This is a genomic window from Saccharopolyspora aridisoli, from assembly GCF_004348445.1.
Classification (GTDB): Bacteria; Actinomycetota; Actinomycetes; order Mycobacteriales; family Pseudonocardiaceae; genus Saccharopolyspora; species Saccharopolyspora aridisoli.
This window is the reverse complement of the sequence record NZ_SMKV01000064.1, coordinates 1-19,087: the sequence shown is the minus strand read 5'-3', so window position 1 is coordinate 19,087 and position 19,087 is coordinate 1. Positions and strand designations below refer to the sequence as shown.

At 69.8% G+C, this 19,087-nt stretch carries 20 protein-coding genes; 19 read left to right on the top strand and 1 reads right to left on the bottom strand.

Annotation, left to right across the window (positions count from 1 at the left end):
- Positions 1 to 205 precede the first annotated feature (205 nt).
- The 19 genes from E1161_RS26650 to whiG all read left to right on the top strand — a co-directional run bounded on the left by E1161_RS26650 (position 206) and on the right by whiG (position 18,283).
- The gene (locus E1161_RS26650) at positions 206 to 787 is read left to right on the top strand and encodes an AAA family ATPase (RefSeq protein ID WP_132627496.1); all 582 of its coding nucleotides are present in this window, start codon (positions 206 to 208) and stop codon (positions 785 to 787) included.
- A gap of 296 nt (positions 788 to 1,083) precedes the next feature.
- Entirely contained in the window at positions 1,084 to 2,826 is a 1,743-nt protein-coding gene (locus E1161_RS26645) for a DEAD/DEAH box helicase (RefSeq protein ID WP_132627495.1), read from the top strand.
- Between the two features lie 333 nt (positions 2,827 to 3,159).
- A complete protein-coding gene (ffh, locus tag E1161_RS26640; RefSeq protein ID WP_132627494.1) occupies positions 3,160 to 4,713 on the top strand; it encodes a signal recognition particle protein in 1,554 nt (517 codons plus the stop codon).
- On the top strand, positions 4,710 to 5,780 hold the full coding sequence (locus tag E1161_RS26635) for a metal-dependent hydrolase family protein (protein ID WP_132627493.1): 1,071 nt from the start codon (positions 4,710 to 4,712) through the stop codon (positions 5,778 to 5,780). The genes ffh and E1161_RS26635 overlap by 4 nt, the downstream gene beginning before the upstream one ends.
- A 142-nt stretch (positions 5,781 to 5,922) precedes the next feature.
- Positions 5,923 to 6,678, top strand: coding sequence for a CPBP family intramembrane glutamic endopeptidase (locus E1161_RS26630; protein WP_132627492.1), 756 nt, complete (start codon positions 5,923 to 5,925; stop codon positions 6,676 to 6,678).
- A gap of 67 nt (positions 6,679 to 6,745) precedes the next feature.
- Positions 6,746 to 7,558 (top strand): CPBP family intramembrane glutamic endopeptidase, encoded by an 813-nt coding sequence (locus tag E1161_RS26625; RefSeq protein WP_235875326.1) that lies wholly within the window; start codon positions 6,746 to 6,748, stop codon positions 7,556 to 7,558.
- Positions 7,559 to 7,804: 246 nt separating this feature from the next.
- Complete coding sequence (gene rpsP, locus E1161_RS26620) at positions 7,805 to 8,281, top strand: 30S ribosomal protein S16 (RefSeq protein ID WP_132627491.1); 477 nt, start codon at positions 7,805 to 7,807, stop codon at positions 8,279 to 8,281.
- Complete coding sequence (locus E1161_RS26615; protein ID WP_093413382.1) at positions 8,278 to 8,517, top strand: RNA-binding protein; 240 nt, start codon at positions 8,278 to 8,280, stop codon at positions 8,515 to 8,517. Before rpsP ends, E1161_RS26615 begins: the two co-directional genes overlap by 4 nt.
- A gap of 5 nt (positions 8,518 to 8,522) precedes the next feature.
- Entirely contained in the window at positions 8,523 to 9,089 is a 567-nt protein-coding gene (gene rimM, locus E1161_RS26610; protein WP_132627490.1) for a ribosome maturation factor RimM, read from the top strand.
- Between the two features lie 111 nt (positions 9,090 to 9,200).
- Positions 9,201 to 9,992, top strand: coding sequence for a tRNA (guanosine(37)-N1)-methyltransferase TrmD (gene trmD, locus E1161_RS26605; RefSeq protein ID WP_132627489.1), 792 nt, complete (start codon positions 9,201 to 9,203; stop codon positions 9,990 to 9,992).
- Positions 9,993 to 10,188: 196 nt separating this feature from the next.
- Positions 10,189 to 10,548: a 50S ribosomal protein L19 gene (rplS, locus tag E1161_RS26600; RefSeq protein ID WP_132627488.1), complete on the top strand. Its 360-nt coding sequence runs from the start codon at positions 10,189 to 10,191 to the stop codon at positions 10,546 to 10,548.
- 227 nt (positions 10,549 to 10,775) lie between these two features.
- Complete coding sequence (gene lepB / locus E1161_RS26595; protein ID WP_132627487.1) at positions 10,776 to 11,678, top strand: signal peptidase I; 903 nt, start codon at positions 10,776 to 10,778, stop codon at positions 11,676 to 11,678.
- A 7-nt stretch (positions 11,679 to 11,685) separates the two neighbouring features.
- Positions 11,686 to 12,438: a ribonuclease HII gene (locus E1161_RS26590; protein WP_132627486.1), complete on the top strand. Its 753-nt coding sequence runs from the start codon at positions 11,686 to 11,688 to the stop codon at positions 12,436 to 12,438.
- A 33-nt stretch (positions 12,439 to 12,471) separates the two neighbouring features.
- Positions 12,472 to 12,795, top strand: coding sequence for a DUF2469 domain-containing protein (locus E1161_RS26585; RefSeq protein WP_132627485.1), 324 nt, complete (start codon positions 12,472 to 12,474; stop codon positions 12,793 to 12,795).
- A gap of 301 nt (positions 12,796 to 13,096) precedes the next feature.
- Entirely contained in the window at positions 13,097 to 13,498 is a 402-nt protein-coding gene (locus E1161_RS26580; protein ID WP_268951430.1) for a YraN family protein, read from the top strand.
- A gap of 1 nt (position 13,499) precedes the next feature.
- Complete coding sequence (locus tag E1161_RS26575) at positions 13,500 to 15,011, top strand: YifB family Mg chelatase-like AAA ATPase (RefSeq protein ID WP_132627484.1); 1,512 nt, start codon at positions 13,500 to 13,502, stop codon at positions 15,009 to 15,011.
- The gene (gene dprA / locus E1161_RS26570) at positions 15,011 to 16,171 is read left to right on the top strand and encodes a DNA-processing protein DprA (protein WP_132627483.1); all 1,161 of its coding nucleotides are present in this window, start codon (positions 15,011 to 15,013) and stop codon (positions 16,169 to 16,171) included. Before E1161_RS26575 ends, dprA begins: the two co-directional genes overlap by 1 nt.
- Before the next feature lie 212 nt (positions 16,172 to 16,383).
- Positions 16,384 to 17,358: a tyrosine recombinase XerC gene (locus E1161_RS26565; RefSeq protein WP_132627482.1), complete on the top strand. Its 975-nt coding sequence runs from the start codon at positions 16,384 to 16,386 to the stop codon at positions 17,356 to 17,358.
- Positions 17,333 to 18,283: an RNA polymerase sigma factor WhiG gene (gene whiG, locus E1161_RS26560; RefSeq protein WP_132627481.1), complete on the top strand. Its 951-nt coding sequence runs from the start codon at positions 17,333 to 17,335 to the stop codon at positions 18,281 to 18,283. The genes E1161_RS26565 and whiG overlap by 26 nt, the downstream gene beginning before the upstream one ends.
- Before the next feature lie 8 nt (positions 18,284 to 18,291).
- Here the strand turns inward: whiG and E1161_RS26555 are convergent, their stop codons facing one another.
- Positions 18,292 to 18,813 (bottom strand): M23 family metallopeptidase, encoded by a 522-nt coding sequence (locus E1161_RS26555; protein WP_132627480.1) that lies wholly within the window; start codon positions 18,811 to 18,813, stop codon positions 18,292 to 18,294.
- Positions 18,814 to 19,087 lie beyond the last annotated feature (274 nt).

The window sequence follows — 19,087 nt, the reverse complement described above, 5'->3', positions numbered from 1 at the left end:
CTCCGCGGGGATCCGCGATCGCAGGAGGGGAGCGTGGGAGGCGGGGGACACGGCCTCCCACGTGTGAACCGGGTGCGGGACCCCGTAACGCACCGGGGAGTTCGACGAGGCGGCCTGCTCAGGGGGAGCAGGCCGCCTCCTCGCGGGTGCGGCGGTGATCACTCCCCCGACTTCCATGATCGCGAGCGCGTAACCTGGACTCCTGGTGGACATTTCGGACGCATCCCCGGTCGCTGCCGACCCGACGCCTTCGGTGCGGGTGGGCCGCCGTTCGCTGGTCGTGCTCGCCGGTGTGCCCGGCGCGGGCAAGAGCACCGCGCTGGCGAAGATGCACGCGGGCGAGGACGTGGTCCGGCTGGATTCCGAGCAGGTGCGCGGCAGGCTCCGCGCCCTCTCGCCCGGCATCCCGTACCGCTACTACCGTCCGCTGGTGCACCTGCTGCACCGCTCCCGGATCTTGTGGGAGTGCCTGGTCGGCCGCGGCCCTGTGGTCGCGCACGAGCCCGCGACCAGGGCGAGCACGCGGCTGATGCTGCTGGTCTTCGCGTGCGTGAGCGGGCGACGGACGGTGCTGCTGTGGCTGCACGCCGACGCCGACTCCGCCCTGGACGGGCAGCGGGCGCGGGGCAGGCTGATCCGGTCGAGTTCCTTCCAGCGGCACGTGCTGCGGGCCGAGCGGGTGCACCGGCGCTTGCTGGCCGGTGAGCGGCTGCTCGGGTGGCGCCGGGTGCACCTGTTCACCCGTTCCCAGGTGGCCGGTGGCCTGCGGCTGGACGTCGAGACGTGACCTGCGTCCCCTTGGGTGGGGGCGGGCCGACATCAACTGATCGCGATGACTACCCTGAACCTCCGGTGCTGCGGCCAGATGTCGCTGCGCCAGGCTGAGATTTTTCGAGCTGCGAGTCACTGGCAACAGGGTGTGCGTCGGGTGGAGCGCGCGGTTCGACAAGCGCAAGCGGAGTCCAAGCAGGTTCGCCGCAGCCACCGAGTGGACGCACAGCCCCGTCAGCACGCGCGGGGTGGCGCCGGACCTTTTCCGCGATCAGCCCACCGCCGACCCACCTAGGGAGACCCGCGTTCCGCATGCCTACTTTCGCTGAACTCGAACTCGACGAGCGCGTCCAGAGGACGCTGACCGAGATCGGGTACGAGGCCCCGTCGCCGATCCAGGAGCAGACGATCCCGCTGCTGCTGGAAGGCCGCGACGTGCTGGGCCTGGCGCAGACCGGTACCGGCAAGACCGCCGCGTTCGCGCTGCCGATCCTGTCCAACATGGACCTGACCACCACCAAGCCGCAGGCCCTGGTGCTGGCACCGACCCGTGAGCTGGCCATCCAGGTCTCCGAGGCGTTCCAGCGCTACGCCTCGCACCTGCCCGGCTTCCACGTGCTGCCGATCTACGGCGGCACCGGCTACGGCCCGCAGCTGGCCGGTCTGCGCCGCGGCGCGCACGTCGTCGTCGGCACCCCGGGCCGGCTCATCGATCACCTGGAGAAGGGCTCGCTGGACCTCAGCGCGCTGAAGAACCTGGTGCTCGACGAGGCCGACGAGATGCTGCGGATGGGCTTCATCGAGGACGTCGAGAAGATCCTGCAGTCGGTTCCCAGCCAGCGCCAGGTCGCGCTGTTCTCGGCGACGATGCCGCAGGGCATCCGCAAGATCACGCAGAACTACCTGAACAACCCGGCGGAGATCTCGGTCAAGACCAAGACCTCCACCGCCACCAACATCAACCAGCGGCACGTGCCGGTGCGCGCCTCCAACAAGCTGGACGCGCTGACCCGCATCCTCGAGGTCGAGAGCTTCGACGCGATGATCGTGTTCGTGCGCACCAAGCAGCTCACCGAGGAGCTCGCGGAGAAGCTGCAGGCGCGCGGTTTCAGCGCCTCGGCCATCAACGGCGACATCGCCCAGGCCCAGCGCGAGCGCACCATCGGTCACCTGCGCGACGGCAAGGTCGACATCCTGGTGGCCACCGACGTGGCCGCGCGCGGTCTTGACGTCGAGCGCATCTCGCACGTGCTCAACTACGACATCCCGCACGACACCGAGTCCTACGTGCACCGCGTGGGTCGCACCGGTCGTGCCGGGCGCAGCGGTGAGGCGATCCTGTTCGTCTCCCCGCGCGAGCGCCACCTGCTGCGCGCCATCGAGCGGGCCACCCGTCAGCCGATCCAGCAGATGGAGCTGCCGAGCATCGACGCGGTCAACGACCGCCGACTGGCGAAGTTCGCGCAGAGCATCACCGACACGCTGGCCAAGGGCGGCCTGGAGGTCTTCCAGGAGCTGGTCAACGAGTACGAGCGCACCCACGACGTGCCGGCCTCGGAGATCGCCGCGGCCCTCGCCGCGATGGCCCAGGGAGAGCGCCCGTTGCTGCTGGAGGCCGAGCCGGAGCCGGCGCGCCGCGACGGCCCTGCGTTCCACAGCAACAACGCCGACACCGAGACCTACCGGGTCGAGGTCGGCCGCCGGAACCGCGTCACGCCGCGCGCCCTGGTCGGTGCGCTGGCCAACGAGGGCGGCGTGCCCAGCAAGTACATCGGTCACATCGACATCCGCAACGAGCACACGCTGATCGAGCTGCCCGCAGACCTGCCCGAGGAGCTGCTGACCAAGCTGCGCGCCACCCAGGTGGCGGGTCGCGGTCTGAAGATCACCAGGGCCGACGGCGAGGTCATCAGCCGCCGCCCGCGCCGCCCCGCGGGCAACCGGGAGCGCGACAACAAGCCGCGCCCGCACCGCAAGGGCCAGGGCAGCGCGCAGCGCTCGCCGCAGCAGCACCGCACCGGCCCCAAGCGGGACCTGCGGCACACCGGGGCGTGACGACCTGTTCGGGTGGTCGTTTTGCTCTGCGGTGCGGGTAGCGGAACCTGACACGCCGTCTGGACTCGTGCGCCACTCCTGATGTGTGCCAATGCACGGCGTCGCGGCGTACTCGCCAGAAGACGTGTCAGAACCCGCGGCGGTGCAGGCTGCGAGGGCGGTTCTCACGCCTCGCGGCTGCGCCGCCTGCACGCAGATCAAGACAGGTCGCCGAGCCAACTGAATTGATCGGGAACCTCTTGCGGTGGCCGGTCCGCGCCGGACGTCCGGGCGGGCCGGTTACCCTCGCATAGGTACCCAGGTACATCCATCGACTCTGGAGCCCGTGAACCCGTGTTCGACACACTCTCCGACCGGCTCACCTCGGTCCTGACGAATTTGCGCGGCAAGGGGCGGCTGTCCGAAGCCGACATCGACGCCACCGCGCGGGAGATCCGCATCGCCCTGCTCGAAGCGGACGTGGCGCTTCCCGTCGTGCGCGGGTTCATCAAGGGTGTCAAGGACCGGGCCAAGGGCTCCGAGGTCTCGCAGGCGCTCAACCCGGCCCAGCAGGTCGTCAAGATCGTCAACGAGGAACTGGTCACGATCCTCGGCGGTGAGACCCGTCGCCTGGAGCTGGCCAAGACCCCGCCGACGGTGATCATGCTCGCGGGTCTGCAGGGTTCGGGAAAGACGACGCTGGCGGGGAAGCTCGCCAAGTGGCTGTCCGGGCAGGGGCACACGCCGATGCTGGTGGCCTGCGACCTGCAGCGCCCGAACGCCGTCAACCAGTTGCAGGTGGTCGGTGAGCGCGCCGGTGTCCCGGTGTTCGCTCCCGAGCCGGGCAACGGCGTTGGCGACCCCGTGCAGGTCTCCCGCGACAGCATCGAGGAGGCCAAGCGCGCGCAGCACGACATCGTCATCGTCGACACCGCCGGCCGGCTGGGCGTCGACGAGGAGATGATGAAGCAGGCCGCCGACATCCGGGACGCGGTCAAGCCGGACGAGATCCTGTTCGTCCTGGACGCGATGATCGGTCAGGACGCGGTGACCACCGCCGAGTCGTTCCGCGACGGCGTGGGATTCTCCGGTGTGGTGCTGACCAAGCTCGACGGTGACGCCCGCGGTGGTGCCGCGCTGTCGGTCCGCGAGGTCACCGGCCAGCCGATCATGTTCGCCTCCAGCGGCGAGAAGCTGGAGGACTTCGACGTCTTCCACCCGGACCGGATGGGCAACCGGATCCTGGGCATGGGCGACATGCTCACCCTGATCGAGCAGGCCGAGCAGGCGTTCGACCAGGAGCAGGCCGAGAAGGCCGCGGAGAAGCTGGGCACCGGCCAGCTGACCCTGGAGGACTTCCTGGAGCAGATGCAGGCTGTGCGGCGGATGGGTCCGCTGCAGAACCTGCTGGGCATGTTGCCGGGCGCGGGCCAGATGAAGGACCAGCTGGCCAACTTCGACGAGAAGCAGCTCGACCGCATCCAGGCGATCATCCGCGGCATGACCCCGGCCGAGCGGGCCGACCCGAAGATCATCAACGCGTCCCGCCGCCAGCGCATCGCGCGCGGTTCGGGCGTGACCGTCGGCGACATCAACGACCTGGTCAACCGCTTCTTCGAGGCCCGCAAGATGATGCAGCGGATGGCGGGCCAGTTCGGCGGCGGAGGCGGCGGCAGCAAGAACCGCAAGGGCAAGAAGGGGAAGAAGGGCAAGAAGGGCAAGGGCGGTCCGACCCCGCCGAAGGGCATGAAGGGCATGCCAGGCGGCTTCCCCGGCCTCCCCCCGGGCGGAATGCCCGGCATGGGCGGCGGAGCCGGTCCGGATCTGTCCAAATTGGACCCCACGGCCAACCAGCTGCCGCCCGGCTTCGACCCGTCGAAGCTGAACTTCGGCAAGAAGGACCAGTGACGGCGCTGCACCTGCGCGCCACGGTGCTGCCCGACGGCGCGCAGCGGGACCTGTGGATCGCCGACGGCCGGATCTCGCTGGAACCGGTCGCCGGCGCCGAGACCGTCTTCGGCGGCGGATACGTGCTGCCCGGCCTGGTGGACGCGCACTGCCACGTCGGCATCGGCACCCGGGGTCCGGTCGAGCTCGACGAGGCCGTCACCCAGGCCGAGACCGACCGCGACGCGGGCACCCTGCTGATCCGCGACTGCGGCGCCCCGATCGACACCCGGCCGCTGCAGCAGCGCGATGACCTGCCGCGCATCATCCGCGCGGGCAAGCACCTGGCCCGTCCCAAGCGCTACATCCCGAAGCTGTCCGACGACCTCGACGACGAGCAGGACCTGCCCGCCGCGGTCGCCGAGCAGGCCGCTTACGGCGACGGCTGGATCAAGCTCGTCGGAGACTGGATCGACCGCTCGGTGGGCGACCTGGCCCCGCTGTGGAGCGACGAGGTGCTGGCCGAGGCGATCGACACCGCCCACCGGCTCGGTGCCCGCGTCACCGCTCACGTGTTCGGCGAGGACGCGCTGCCCGGCTTGATCAACGCGGGCATCGACTGCATCGAACACGGCACCGGCTTGACCGACGAGACCGTCGAACTGATGGCCGCACGTGGGACCGCGCTGGTGCCGACCCTGGTCAACGTGGAGAACTTCCCGGGCTTCGCCGCCGCTGCGACGAAGTACCCGGACTACGCCACGCACATGAACGCCCTCTACGAGCGCGCCGACAGCACAGTCGCCAAGGCCATCGAGGCGGGCATCCCGGTCTACGCGGGCACCGACGCCGGAGGCGGCATCCCGCACGGCGTGCTGGCCGACGAGGTCGCCGCGCTGCACCGGGTGGGCATGTCCACCGAACAGGCCCTCGGCGCCGCCTCCTGGGGCGCGCGCGAGTGGCTGGGCTGGTCGAGCCTGGAGCACGGCGCCCTCGCTGATCTGGTGTGCTACGACGCAGACCCCCGCAAGGACCTGGACGTTCTCCGCGCGCCGAGTCGAATCCTGCTAGGCGGCAAGGTCTTCTAACTGTTCGAACAGTCTGAAAACGGTCCCCGCAATCGTTTCCGCCTCCGCTCGGCGACACAGCGCTCCCGTGAGCGAACCCTTAGGGTTGGTGCGTCGAGGGGAGCGTCTTGTGGGGGAGAAGCGGGATCCTTACCTTCAACCGATGCGTCGGGTGGACGGCACCGCCGACCTGCACCCCATGTTCTGGGAGGCCCAGCTGGAGGCGGCCAGACGGGGCTCGCTGGCCTGGGGTTTCGCGGCGTTCTTCCTCGGATACGGCGGCTACTACCTGGCCGTGGTCATCCTCGGCGCCGTGCGGGAGCCCGACGGCGGGTTCGACCCCTCGCTGCCGCCGAACACCGGCCCGTTGCTCCTGGTCGCGTTCGCGCCGAACATCCTGCTCGGTCTGATCCCCGCGGTCTTCTCCTGGTGGCGGGGTCGCGGGCTCCGCGCCGACTTCGGCATCCTGCCCCGGCGCCGCGACGTGAAGGTCGGCTTGATCTGCGGGCTCGGCGCGCTAGTCGGGTCGTGGATGGTGACGCTGGTGGTCATCGCCCTCACCGGCCCGCCACCGGAATCAGACCTGAGCAGGCTGATGCAGGGGGACCGGACGGTCTGGTTGTTCCTGTTCGCGCTGTTCGCGTTCCTGGGGGCGCCGCTGACCGAAGAGCTGTTGATGCGCGGTGCCCTGTGGGGCGCGATGGAGCACTACCGGGTTCCGCGCGTCGCGATCCTCATCCTGACCTCGGTGATCTTTGCCCTGATACACCAGGAGGTGTGGCGGACGCCGGTGCTGTTCGTCGGCGGGCTGGCCATCGGGATGGCGCGGATGATCACCGGGCGGGTGTCGGCCAGCATGATCGCGCACGCCACCAACAACTTCCTGCCGGCACTCGTGCTGTTCGCCGTGGCCAGATGAACACCCCGCCCGAGACATGGTGATCGTGACCCGGCCCGGCACCGCAGTAGTCTGACGACTTCCGCCGGTGTCAGCCGACATCGTCACGCGGGTCGTCGATCCGCTGTTCGGCATCACGGAGGCGCTCGTGCACTCAACACAAGAATCCGGAGTAGGCGATCCGGCACCTGGTGGCCGCACCTGGGTGGCCGATCCGCCAGTGCGCACGCACCGCTGGGGGCTGGGGGCCTTCTTCTTCGCCGAAGCGGTGTTCGTGCTGACCTCGGTGGTGCTGGCCGCCGCGTTCGGCGCACCGGGCGTGTGGTCCATCGTGCTGATGCTGGTGCTGCCGACCCTGCTGGCAGGTGGGGTGGCGGTGCTCATCACCGTGCTGCGCGGCAACGGTCCTGTGCAGGACTTCGGGCTGGAGTGGCGCTGGTCGGACGTCAGGACCGGACTGGCCATCGGTGGCGTCGGGCTGGTGACCACCACGATCGCCACCACGCTGTGGACGCGCTGGGCCGATCCGGGTCAGACGTCGACGGTGAGCAGCGTCCTCGACGGTGTCCGGTTCCCGCCGGTGGTGGCGGTGCTGGTGTTCCTGCACGTCTGGCTGGTCGCACCGCTGTGCGAGGAGTTGCTCTACCGCGGCCTGCTGTGGGGCGCGATGGAGCGGTTGCGCTGGAGCCAGCTCAACGTGTTCGTGCTGAGCACCGCGGTGTTCGCGATCGGGCACCTGGAACCGGCTCGCACCTGGCTGCTGCTGGTGATCACCATCCCGATCGGTCTGGCCAGGATGGTCACCGGCCGCTTGACGGCCAGCGTGATCGCCCACCAGGTCAACAACTTCCTCCCCGCGTTGGGGCTGCTCCTGGTCTCGTTGGGGCTGATGCCCAGCTGAGCCGACCGTCGGGCGGCGGAGCCGCTCTCTCGGCGACCCATCTTGAGCTAAGGCGGCGGCGCCGGGCGAGATGCCCCGGTCACCACTGACGATGGGCGTCTGGCAGAATAGGTTGCTGTTCGCTGCTAGGGGTCCCTCTCACCTCTTGCCGGCGATTTGACCTACGAGCTTTGCGAATCGCTGCCCCACGCGGTTGGCGCATCGCTCACCGGAGCATCAATGAGAGTCTGAGGAGCACCAGCACCCGTGGCTGTGAAGATCAAGCTCGCGCGGATCGGCAAGATCCGGGAGCCGCACTACCGCATCGTCATCGCAGACGCCCGCACCCGTCGCAACGGCCGGGTCATCGAGACGATCGGTCAGTACCACCCGAAGGAGAACCCGAGCGGCATCATCGTCGACTCGGAGCGGGCGCAGTACTGGCTGGGTGTCGGCGCGCAGCCGACCGAACCGGTGCGCAACATCCTGGAGATCACCGGCGACTGGCAGAAGCACAAGGGCCTGCCGGGCGCTGAGGGCACCCTCAAGGTCGCCGAGCCGAAGACGAGCAAGCAGGAGCTGTTCGAGGCCGCTCTCGCCGCCGCCGGCGAGGAGCCGACCGTCGAGGCCACCACCCCGAAGAAGAAGGGTGGCAAGAAGTCCGAGGCCAAGGCTGAGGACAAGGCCGACGAGAAGGCCGAGGACAAGGCTGCCGAGCAGAAGTCCGAGGACGGTCAGGCGTGACGGTCCTCTCGGACGCGCTTGAACACCTGGTGCGCGGCATCGTCGACAACCCCGACGATGTCCGCGTCCAGCTGCTGACGACCCGGCGTGGTCGCACCCTCGAGGTGCACGTCAACCCGGACGACCTGGGCAAGGTCATCGGACGCGGCGGGCGCACCGCTACCGCGTTGCGGACCGTGATGACCGGCATCGGTGGTCGCGGTATCCGGGTCGACGTGGTCGATACCGACCGCTGATCGGGATGAACGAACTTCAGCCGGAGGCCCTCGCAGTGGGGCGCGTGGTGCGGCCGCATGGCGTGCGGGGCGAGCTCGTCGTCGAGGTGCTCACCGACAGCCCGGAGCTGCGGTTCGTTCCCGGTTCGGTGCTCGGATTGAAGCGCGGAAGAGCCGGTCAGAGCAGGGGCGCGAGCGCGCAGAGCCTCACCGTGACAGCCGCCCGGCAGCACGCCGGGCGGCTGTTGGTGCGTGCTGAGGGCGTGGACGGCCGGGACGCAGCGGAGGAGTTGCGCGGCGCGCTGCTGACGGTCTCCGCCGACGAGGCCGAGTCGCCCGAGGACCCCGACGAGTTCCACGACACCGAGCTGATCGGGCTGCGCGCGGCTCTGGTCTCCGGTGCTGACGTGGGGGTGGTGCGCGATGTGCTGCACTCCCCCGCGGGTGAACTCCTCGCTATCACCATCGCTGACCCGGAAGCCGACAAGGGCGAACGAGAAGTCCTGGTGCCGTTCGTCTCCGCCATCGTTCCCGAGGTCGACCTAGGAAGCGGCAGGGTCGTGCTCGACCCGCCCGAAGGCTTGCTGGACTAGCCGGCTGCTGGAGCCGGCATGCGCGGCGGTGCGATGAGAAGGCGGCTCCACCGCTGCAAGGATCCACCGCAGTGCGCCCCTCTTGCGGGGCGTTTCCCAGACGAGGCCATCATGCGCATCGACGTCATCACGATCTTCCCCGACTACCTGAACCCGCTGCGGGAAGCGCTGCTGGGCAAGGCCATCGAGCGCCAGCGGATCTCCCTCGGCGTGCACGACCTGCGCGACTGGACCCACGACGTGCACCGCGCGGTCGACGACAGCCCCTACGGGGGCGGTCCGGGCATGGTGATGAAGCCGGACGTCTGGGGTGAGGCCCTCGACGAGGTCTGCGCTGCGCAGGAAGCCACGCCCCGGCTGGTCGTGCCGACCCCGGCCGGTCGGCCGTTCGACCAGAAGACCGCCGTGCGCTGGTCGGAGGACCCGTGGCTGGTCTTCGCCTGCGGCAGGTACGAGGGCATCGACCAGCGGGTCATCGACGACGCCGCCACCCGGATGCCGGTCGAAGAGGTCTCCATCGGCGACTACGTCCTGGTCGGCGGCGAGGTCGCCGCGCTGACGATGATCGAGGCCGTGGTGCGGCTGCTGCCCGGGGTGCTGGGCAACCCGCTGTCGGCGGAGCAGGACTCGTTCTCCGACGGTCTGCTGGAAGGCCCCTGCTACACCCGTCCCGAGGTGTGGCGCGAGCGCCCGGTTCCCGATGTCCTGCGCTCGGGCAACCACGCCGCGATCGCCCGCTGGCGGCGGGATCAGGCGCTGGAGCGGACCTATCACCGGCGGCCCGAACTGCTCTCGGCGTTGCCCGAGGGGGACCTGGATAAGGCCGACCGGGAACAACTCGATAAACTGCGTGCGTCGGATGCTTCCGGCGATGCCGGTGAGTCCGGAGACGCGTCGCGCTGAGCCCCTCGTTGAAGGGGCCGGATCGGGCGACGAAATGCGGATCTGGCACACTGGACAGGTTGATGCAGTCGAGCCACCTGGTTCGACATGCGCAAAGAGCAAGTTCACCCCGTGTCGGGCGGTGCCCACCTTCTAGGTCGGGTCATCGACATGTGAGAACACGGGTGCCTTCGACACGGATGAGGACGGACCACCGATGAACACCCTGGACGCGTTGGACGCCCAGTCGCTGCGTTCCGACATCCCGGCCTTCCGGCCCGGTGACACGCTGAAGGTTCACGTCCGCGTCATCGAGGGTTCGCGCGAGCGGACTCAGGTCTTCCAGGGCGCAGTCATCCGCCGTCAGGGCGATGGCATCCGGGAGACCTTCACCGTGCGCAAGGTTTCCTTCGGTGTCGGTGTGGAGCGGACCTTCCCGGTGCACACCCCGAACATCGCGCAGATCGAGGTCGTCTCGCGCGGCGATGTCCGGCGGGCGAAGCTGTACTACCTGCGCGACCGGCGCGGCAAGGCGGCGAAGATCAAGGAGAAGCGGGAGACCGCTTCGGCGTCCTGATCGACGCGAGACGTTGCAGTTCTGAAGGGCCCGGCCGCGAAAGCGTCCGGGCCCTTCTGCAGTCCACGTTCAGGTGATCAATGCAGGCCGAGCGAGTGCAGGTGCTGACCGTGGAACCGCGTGGTCCGGAAAATCGCACGTCATCGAGGCAGAACTGCGCGGGTTCCCCGGTCCGCCGCGCCGGGGGAGCGCGAGGACCCCGAACACGGTTCAAGTAGCCTGGCCGGGTGGCCGACGTCATGCGCAGCGGATCAGCGGAAGAGCCCCCGGACTCGGAGCACCATGAGGGTGCTCCCGGCAGGGAGGCGCGGCACCCGAAGTCGAAGGGCAAGAAGTCTTCCTTCTGGGTGGAGTTGCCCATCCTGATCGTGACCGCCCTGGTGCTCACGGTGCTCATCCAGGCGTTCCTCGCCCGGGTGTACGTGATCCCGTCGCAGTCGATGGAGCAGACGCTGCACGGTTGCACCGGTTGCAACAACGACCGGGTGCTGGTCGACAAGGTCTCCTACCGCTTCTCCGAACCCGAGCCCGGCGACGTCGTGGTCTTCCGCGGTCCGCAGCCGTGGGTGCAGAACGAGTTCACCGCCGAGGAGTCCACCAACCCGGTCGCGAGCTTCTTCCAGGGCGCGGTCGCGCTGCTGGGCTTCGGCGCACCGGATGAGAAGGACTTCGTCAAGCGGGTCATCGCCGTCGGCGGCCAGACCGTCGAGTGCTGCGATCCGCAGAACCGGGTCCTGGTCGACGGCAAGCCGCTCAACGAGCCCTACGTGTACTGGGAGCCGGGCCGCGGCGTCGGCCAGGACGAGTTCGCGCCGGTCACCGTTCCCCCGGGGCACTTGTGGGTGATGGGTGACAACCGCAACGACTCCTCCGACTCCCGCGTTCAGGGCGGTGGGGGCACCAACGGCGCCGTCCCGGTGGACAACGTCATCGGCAAGGCGCAGGTCATCGTGCTGCCGCCGACCCGCTGGCAGAGCATCCCGGAGCCCAACCCGCAGTCGACGGCGCTGGGTGCGCCGGCCTGGCAGGGCGGGCTGCCGCTGGGCGTGGGATTCGCCGCGGCGTTCCCCGCGGTCTGGATGGGTCGTAGGCTCGTCGGTGCAGTGAGCAATCGACGGCAGTCGGAGTGACATCGAAGTGGCGGTGACGGACTTCCGGCCACCCCGGTCGGTGATCCGGCGCAGCAGCGGCAACTGGGCCCTGCAGAGCGCCCTGGATCGCCGGGGGCTGGGCCCGGTCGCCGGTGTGGACGAAGCCGGGCGCGGCGCGTGTGCCGGGCCGCTGGTGGTCGCCGCGTGCGTGCTCAAGCCGGGTGATGCGAAGCGCTTCGAAGGCCTGACCGACTCGAAGGTGCTGACTGAGCCCGACCGGGAGCGGCTCTACGACCGCATCACCTCCCGCGCGCTGAGCTGCTCGACCGTGGTGATCCCGGCCGAGGACGTGGATGCGCTGGGCATCCACGTCGCCAACTTGGAGGGCATGCGCCGTTCCGTGGCGCAGCTGACCGAGCATCCCGGTTACGTGCTGACCGACGGCTTCAAGGTGCAGGGCTTGGCGACCCCGAGCGTGGCGGTCGTCAAGGGCGACCTGGTCGCGGCGTGCGTGGCTGCGGCATCGGTGCTGGCCAAGGTCACCCGGGACCGGTTGATGGCCGGTGAGCTGCACGAGCGGTTCCCGGTGTACGCCTTCGACGAGCACAAGGGCTACAGCACACCGCTGCACTCGGCGCGCATGGCCGAGCACGGTCCGTGCGTTCAGCACCGCTGGTCCTACGCCAACGTGGTGGCTGCCGCAACGAAGCGCGGAATGCGCTCGCCGCGCGCTGTGACCAGCAAGCCCGGCTTGTTCGATGCTTCGAAGGGGGAATTGGTGGACAATGAGGCCTTGTAGTCCGAACGGAAACGCAGAAGGGCTCGCACACCGATGAGCGCCGAGGATCTCGAAAAGTACGAGACCGAGATGGAGCTGCAGCTCTACAAGGAGTATCGCGACATCGTCGGTCAGTTCACCTACGTCGTGGAGACCGAACGGCGCTTCTACCTGGCCAACGCGGTGGACGTGCAGGTGCGCAACTCCGACTCGGAGGTCTACTTCGAGGTGTCGATGTCCGACGCCTGGGTCTGGGACATGTACCGCCCGGCGAGGTTCGTCAAGAACGTTCGAGTGATCACGTTCAAGGACGTCAACGTCGAGGAGCTGGACAAGCCGGATCTCCGGTTGCCGGAGAACGGGCCCTTCGGGTCGTAGGGGAGCCCGGAACGCGTCGCAGACGCCCGGACGGTCGAAATCGACCGTCCGGGCTTTTTCGTGCGCGCAGTGCGATCAAGTGCGCTTCACGAATACCCGAATACACGATATTCACCACACGTAGGTGTGAGCACTAATTGTCCACAGGGGACTAATCCATCCACAGATTCGGGAATCTGTTTGGCATTCCGGCGCGGGTTGGGCAACGTGGAGTCCATCCCGCTCCCGGAATGGTTGGTGCCGAGCATTTTCCACCCCTCCGGAACGGGAATCGTCGATTCGACTTCCGAGGAGGTTTCCCGTGGGCACCGAGAAGATCAGCGCGCCGCTGTCCGACCACCTGGCCGGCGGGCGCAGGCACGAGCTGGGCAGGGTCGGCGAGCGGATGGCCGCCGAGCTGCTGGAGCGGCGCGGTCTGACCGTGCTGGACCGCAACTGGCGATGCCCGCGCGGTGAGCTCGACATCGTGGCCACCGATGGCGACCTCGTGGTGTTCTGCGAGGTCAAAGCGCGTTCCGGAGTGGATTACGGTGGCCCGCTGCACGCCATCGGCCCGGACAAGATCTCCCGGGTGCGGGGTGTGGCCAGGGCGTGGCTCTCCGAGCGCGACCTGGTCGGCTGCCGGGTCCGCTTCGACGTCGTCTCGGTGCTGTGGCCACCGGGGGAGCCCGCGCGCGTCGAGCACCTCGAGGGGGTGTTCTGAGATGGCGCTGCGCACGACGTGGGCGGTCGCCCTGTTCGGAGTTGACGGCGTGTTGGTGGAGATCGAGGCCGACGTGCGTGCTGGTCTGCCTTCGGTGCAACTGATCGGCCTGCCCGACAGCGCGTTGAAGGAGGCCAAGAACAGGGTGTGCGCGGCCATCCAGAACTGCCGGGAGGAGTGGCCGACGGATCGGGTGATCACGCTGGCGCTGTCGCCGGCCGCCCTACCCAAGGGCGGTACGTCCTACGACTTGGCGCTGGCCTGCGCGGTGCTTGCCGCCAGCGAGCAGGTGCCGCCGCATCGGTTGCGCGGCACGGTGCTGCTCGGCGAGCTCGCCCTGGACGGTCGGTTGCGCGGGGTGCGAGGGCTGTTGCCCGCGCTGTTGGCCGCTCGCCGGTCGGGTGCTCGGCGCGCGGTGGTGCCGGTGGACGGTTTGGGCGAGGCGCACCTGGTGGACGGCATCGAGATCCTCGGAGCGGAGCACCTGCGGGAGGTGATCGCCTGGCTGCGCGAGCTCGCGGAGCTGCACGAGGACCCGCCGCCGGCGGTCGAGCCGGGGAGCGAGGACGTGCCAGACCTGTCCGATGTGCTCGGTCAGCCGGAGGCGCGCTGGGCGCTGGAGGTCGCCGCCGCCGGTGGCCACCACCTGCTCATGGTGGGGCCGCCGGGGACCGGCAAGACGATGCTGGCCAAGCGGCTGTGCGGGCTGCTCCCCGAACTGACCGTTCCCGAATCGCTGGAGGTCACGGCACTGCGGTCGCTGAGCGAGGAGTCCACCGAGTTCCTGGTGCGCCGACCGCCGTTCGTGGCCCCGCACCCGTCGCTGTCGATCCCGGCGCTGATCGGCGGCGGCACGGGACTGGCCAGACCGGGAGCCGTCAGCCGAGCGCACCGGGGGATCTTGCTCCTGGACGAGGCGTGCGAACTCGGACCGAAGCGTTTGGAGGCGTTGCGCACGGCGCTGGAGGAGGGGGAGATCAGACTGGCCCGTCGCGACGGCACGCTGCGCTACCCGGCGCGGTTCCAGCTGGTGCTGGCCACGAATCCCTGCCCGTGCGCGCCTCCTCGCGAGGTGGATTGCCAGTGCGCTCCGCAGGCGCGGCGGCGCTACCTGGGCAAGTTGTCCGGTCCGCTGCTGGACCGGGTGGACCTGCGGGTGCGGACCCGGCCGATCTCAGCGATGAGCACGGGCGCGGGCACCGAGCCGGAGAGCACAGCGGTGGTGCGCGAGCGGGTCGTGCGGGCGCGGGCGGTGGCGCGGGAGCGGTGGGCCGATCACGGCTGGCAGTCCAACACGGAAGTCCCGGGGTCGGCCTTGCGCAAGGAATTCGCGTTGCCCGAGCAGACGACGACGCTGCTGGAACGGGGGTTGGAGGCGGGCGCGATCACCGCGCGCGGAGCCGACCGGTGCTTGCGGGTGGCGTGGACGCTTGCCGATCTCGACGCGAGTCCTCGGCCGACGGCCGATCACGTCGCCGCCGCGCTGGAGTTCCGGGACAGGAGGGCGGTGTGATGGGTGCGTGGGCTTCGCTCAGCGAGAAGACCAGGCAGGAAATGATGCAGGCCAGAGCTTTCCTGTCGGCGGTGGCTGAGCCACCGGCTCGGGCGTTGGCCCGTTTCGTCGCCGAGCGCGGTGCGCGGGGTGCCGTGGACGCGATCGTGCGGCGGCGGGCGCCGGAACCGGTGCTGGTGGAGGTGGAGGCGAGGCGCGATGCCGTGTCGGGCGAGCGGCTGCTGCGCGCGGGCGAGGCGGCGGGGCTTCGGCTGTTCATCCCGGAGCGGCCGGATTGGCCGTGCGAGGCGTTCTCGGAGCTCGCCGGCGCACGCGAGATGGAGCTGCCGGACATGGCCGAGCCGATCGCGCTGTGGGTGCGTGGACGAGCTGAGCCGGCGGAGTGCACCGAGCGCGCGGTGGCGGTGGTGGGCGCTCGCGCGGCGTCCGGGTACGGCGAGCACGTAGCGGCGGAGTTCGGCCACGGCCTGTCCGGGGTGGGGTTCACCGTGGTTTCCGGCGCGGCCTACGGCATCGACGGTGCGGCGCACCGCGGCGCGCTGTCGGCCGGTGGGCGCACGGTGGCGTTCCTGGCCTGCGGTGCGGACGTCGACTACCCGGCGGGGCACGGCAGGTTGCTGCGCGCCATCGCCGACCAGGGTGCGGTGATCAGCGAGTACCCGCCGGGCACGCCACCGCGCAAGCACCGGTTCCTGGTGCGCAACCGGCTGATCGCCGCGATGGGGCGGGCCACCGTCGTGGTGGAGGCGGGTGCGCGCAGCGGTGCGGCCAACACCGCCAACACCGCGGACCTGCTGGGGCGTCCGGTGCTGGCCGTGCCGGGACCGGTCACCTCGCAGAACTCGGTCGGTTGCCACGCGATGGTGCGCTCGGGACAGGCGGTGCTGGTCACCCGCACTGAGGAGGTCGTCGAGCTGCTCAGCCCGCTGGGAGTGAGTCCGGCGGAGGAGATCGCGGCCCGGTCGCGTCCCACGGACCGGCTGCAACCGGACGCGCGGCGGGTTCACGACGCGCTGAGGGGCGTGGTATCTGCTGGCAACGAGGAACTCGCCCGTGATTGCGGGCTGCCGCTGGGGCGCGTGCGGGCCGTGCTCGTCGAGCTGGAACTCGATGGTTTCGCGAAACGTACGGAAAGCGGGTGGGTCGCGATCACGAGTTGAGCGGAAAGAGGGAGGAAAGGTAAGTGAGGGAGATTCCGAGGAATGGAAGGAGAAGCCGACTCCGATCTGCGTGTTCGGCCGTGGACAGTCGCCCGGCACACCGTCTTTCGTGACAACACGTGATGGCAGGTTCGCGCAACGTGAGTTCGGAAACAGCGCAATTCGCGTGGCGATGCTTGACCGGGGAATCGATTGCGACGAGCGTCGAGGGCATGACCGGTGGACGTCCCGCTCGAGCGAGCCGACCCGACCTCCGCGAGGTTCGGGCTGGGCTGCCTGAAGAGCTGGGTTCCGCTGTGGACTCCTTCGAGCGGCACCTCGCCGTCGAACGCGGGCTCTCCGCGCACACCGTGCGCGGATACGTGACCGACGTCGTCTCGCTCCTGGCTCACCTGGCCGGGATCGCCGGCGACGCCGTGGTGCGCGAGCTCGACCTGTCGGTGCTGCGGGAATGGCTGTCCACCCAGCACAGCACGGGTGTCAGCCGGTCGACGCTGGCCCGCAGGACGGCGTCCGCGCGCGCGTTCACGGCGTGGGCGCTCAAGGCCGGGCTGCTTCCCGTCGATCCCGGCCCGAGGCTGGCCGTTCCCTCGCGTCCGCGTCGGCTGCCGCCGGTGCTGCGCGCTGACCAGGCCGACGAGGCGATGAGCGCTTCGGCATCCGGCGCCGAGCAGGGCGATCCGGTTGCTCTCCGTGATCACGCGGTCGTGGAAGTGCTGTACGCCACCGGTGTTCGGGTGGCCGAACTGTGCGGACTGGACGTCGGTGATGTGGATCGTGGGAGACGCGTGCTCCGCGTCATCGGCAAGGGCGACAAGGAGCGCGTTGTGCCGTTCGGCTTGCCCGCCGATGCGGCACTCGGTCGTTGGCTCCACAGCGGGCGGCCTAAACTGCTGCGTGAACCGTCAAACGCGGCGTTGTTCCTGGGAGTCCGGGGTGGACGCCTCGACCCCAGGACAGCGCGGCGGACCGTGCACGACGCCGTCGGCGCGGTCGGCGGTGCGCCGGATTTGGGGCCGCACGGACTTCGGCACTCGGCTGCGACCCATTTGTTGGAAGGTGGCGCAGACCTCCGTAGCGTTCAGGAGTTGCTTGGTCACGCTACGCTCGCAACGACCCAGCTTTACACCCACGTGACCGTTGAACGGCTGAAGGCGATCCATGACCGAACCCACCCCCGTTCCTGACCATGCCGGGGGCGGCGCCAACACGGTGGCCGCGAGATCGAGCTCGGCACCGGTGAACGCCCGCGACCACGACGGTGCGGCCAACGGTAATCGGCCGAAGCTGCCCGGTGCGCTCGCGCTGGCCACCGTCGAGTCGGCGTCGGGAACCAACGGCCAGCGCAGCGGTGACGAGGTCGAGGCCGGCATCGTCGCGCTGTGGCAGGCGTTCGGGGAACGGCCGACCCAGGAGCTTCGGGACCGGCTGGTGCTGCACTACGCGCCGCTGGTCAAGTACGTCGCCGGACGTGTGGGCACCGGCCTGCCCTCGCACGTGGAGATCTCCGACCTGATCCAGTCCGGGATATTCGGCTTGGTCGACGCGATCGAGAAGTTCGAACCCGAGCGCGGGCTGAAGTTCGAGACCTACGCGATGCAGCGCATCCGCGGCGCGATACTCGACGACCTGCGCGCCCAGGACTGGGTGCCGCGCTCGGTGCGCAGCCGCGCTCGCGACGTGGAACGGGCGCTGGAACGCCTGGAGGCCAAGCTCCAGCGCACGGCCACGGACGCGGAGCTCGCCGAAGAGCTCGAACTGTCCCTCGAAGAGCTGCGCGAGCTGTTCGCCCAGCTGCAGATGACCAGCGTCGTGGCGCTGGACGACCTGATCGGCGCCGGCCACGCGCAGGCGTCGTTGGCCGAGACGCTGCCGGACGACCGCGCCGAGGACCCGGTGGCGGCCCTGGTGGACCGCGACAGCCGCCGCCAGCTCGCCGAGGCCGTCGAGCGGCTCAGCGAGCGGGACCGGGTCGTGGTGACCCTCTACTACTTCGAGAACCTCACCCTCGCCGAGATCGGCCGGGTCCTGGGCGTCACCGAATCCCGCGTCTGCCAGCTGCACACCCGCGCGGTCCTGCGCCTGCGCACGAAGCTCACCGAATCGGGCTGATCTCCTCCTCACCAGGGCAGCAGCCGCACGCGGCCGGGTGATACCAGTTCCAGGGGGTCCCGGTAGCGCTCGCCCTCCCGCAGGCCCCAGTGCAGGCAGGCGCGGTTGGCGCACCCGGGATGCCCGGGTTCCAGGTGGCCGATCACCTGACCACGCGCTACCCGGTCGCCCGCGGCGACCGCCGGGACGACCGGTTCGTAACTGGTGCGCAGACCTCCGTCGTGCTCGACCGACACCACCTCGCGGTCCACCAGCCAGCCCGCGTGCACCACCACTCCGTTGGCGGCGGCCAGCACCGGCTGTCCGGGGTCGCCGACCAGGTCGACGCCGCGATGTCCCGGGCCGAACGCGGAATCGGGCGCTTCGAACGGCCGGGCCACCGCAGGGGGCGGGACCAGCGGCCAGGTGAAACCCACGGCTGAGCTCGGCTCGGCGGGCGGTGCGGGCGAGGCCGGTGGGGCCGCCGCCGCGGTGAGGGCGGCGGAGCAGGCGAGGGCCGCGCCGGAGAGGATCGCGATCAGGATTCGCATGGAACCAACGTGGCCCGTTCGAGCCCGCGATGACCAGGACCGACGGCGAATCTGTGGAGGAACCGGACCGCTGTGGACAACTCCCGGTGCGCGGTCGGGTGTGGGGTTGTGCGTCCAGTACACTGTTCACGCGGTTTCGTGTCCGCGCGAACCGACTACGCGTGCCCGCGCGTAGGCCGCCGCTCAGGTGGCCTCGGATACTTCCGGGTCCCTGTCGGCAGGCCACCGGGTCCTTCGCGGTCCCGCCCCTGTTCCGAGGGGTGGGTGGGGGATC

Bases quoted from the DNA above. Each gene is read 5' to 3' on its own strand.
- trmD (WP_132627489.1), top strand. From the start codon at position 9,201: ATGCGCATCGACGTCATCACGATCTTCCCCGACTACCTGAACCCGCTG.
- rimM (WP_132627490.1), top strand. From the start codon at position 8,523: ATGAACGAACTTCAGCCGGAGGCCCTCGCAGTGGGGCGCGTGGTGCGG.
- E1161_RS26585 (WP_132627485.1), top strand. From the start codon at position 12,472: ATGAGCGCCGAGGATCTCGAAAAGTACGAGACCGAGATGGAGCTGCAG.
- E1161_RS26555 (WP_132627480.1), bottom strand. From the start codon at position 18,813: ATGCGAATCCTGATCGCGATCCTCTCCGGCGCGGCCCTCGCCTGCTCC.
- E1161_RS26630 (WP_132627492.1), top strand. From the start codon at position 5,923: ATGCGTCGGGTGGACGGCACCGCCGACCTGCACCCCATGTTCTGGGAG.
- dprA (WP_132627483.1), top strand. From the start codon at position 15,011: ATGGGTGCGTGGGCTTCGCTCAGCGAGAAGACCAGGCAGGAAATGATG.
- rplS (WP_132627488.1), top strand. From the start codon at position 10,189: ATGAACACCCTGGACGCGTTGGACGCCCAGTCGCTGCGTTCCGACATC.
- E1161_RS26565 (WP_132627482.1), top strand. From the start codon at position 16,384: ATGACCGGTGGACGTCCCGCTCGAGCGAGCCGACCCGACCTCCGCGAG.
- E1161_RS26645 (WP_132627495.1), top strand. From the start codon at position 1,084: ATGCCTACTTTCGCTGAACTCGAACTCGACGAGCGCGTCCAGAGGACG.
- E1161_RS26575 (WP_132627484.1), top strand. From the start codon at position 13,500: ATGGCGCTGCGCACGACGTGGGCGGTCGCCCTGTTCGGAGTTGACGGC.
- whiG (WP_132627481.1), top strand. From the start codon at position 17,333: ATGACCGAACCCACCCCCGTTCCTGACCATGCCGGGGGCGGCGCCAAC.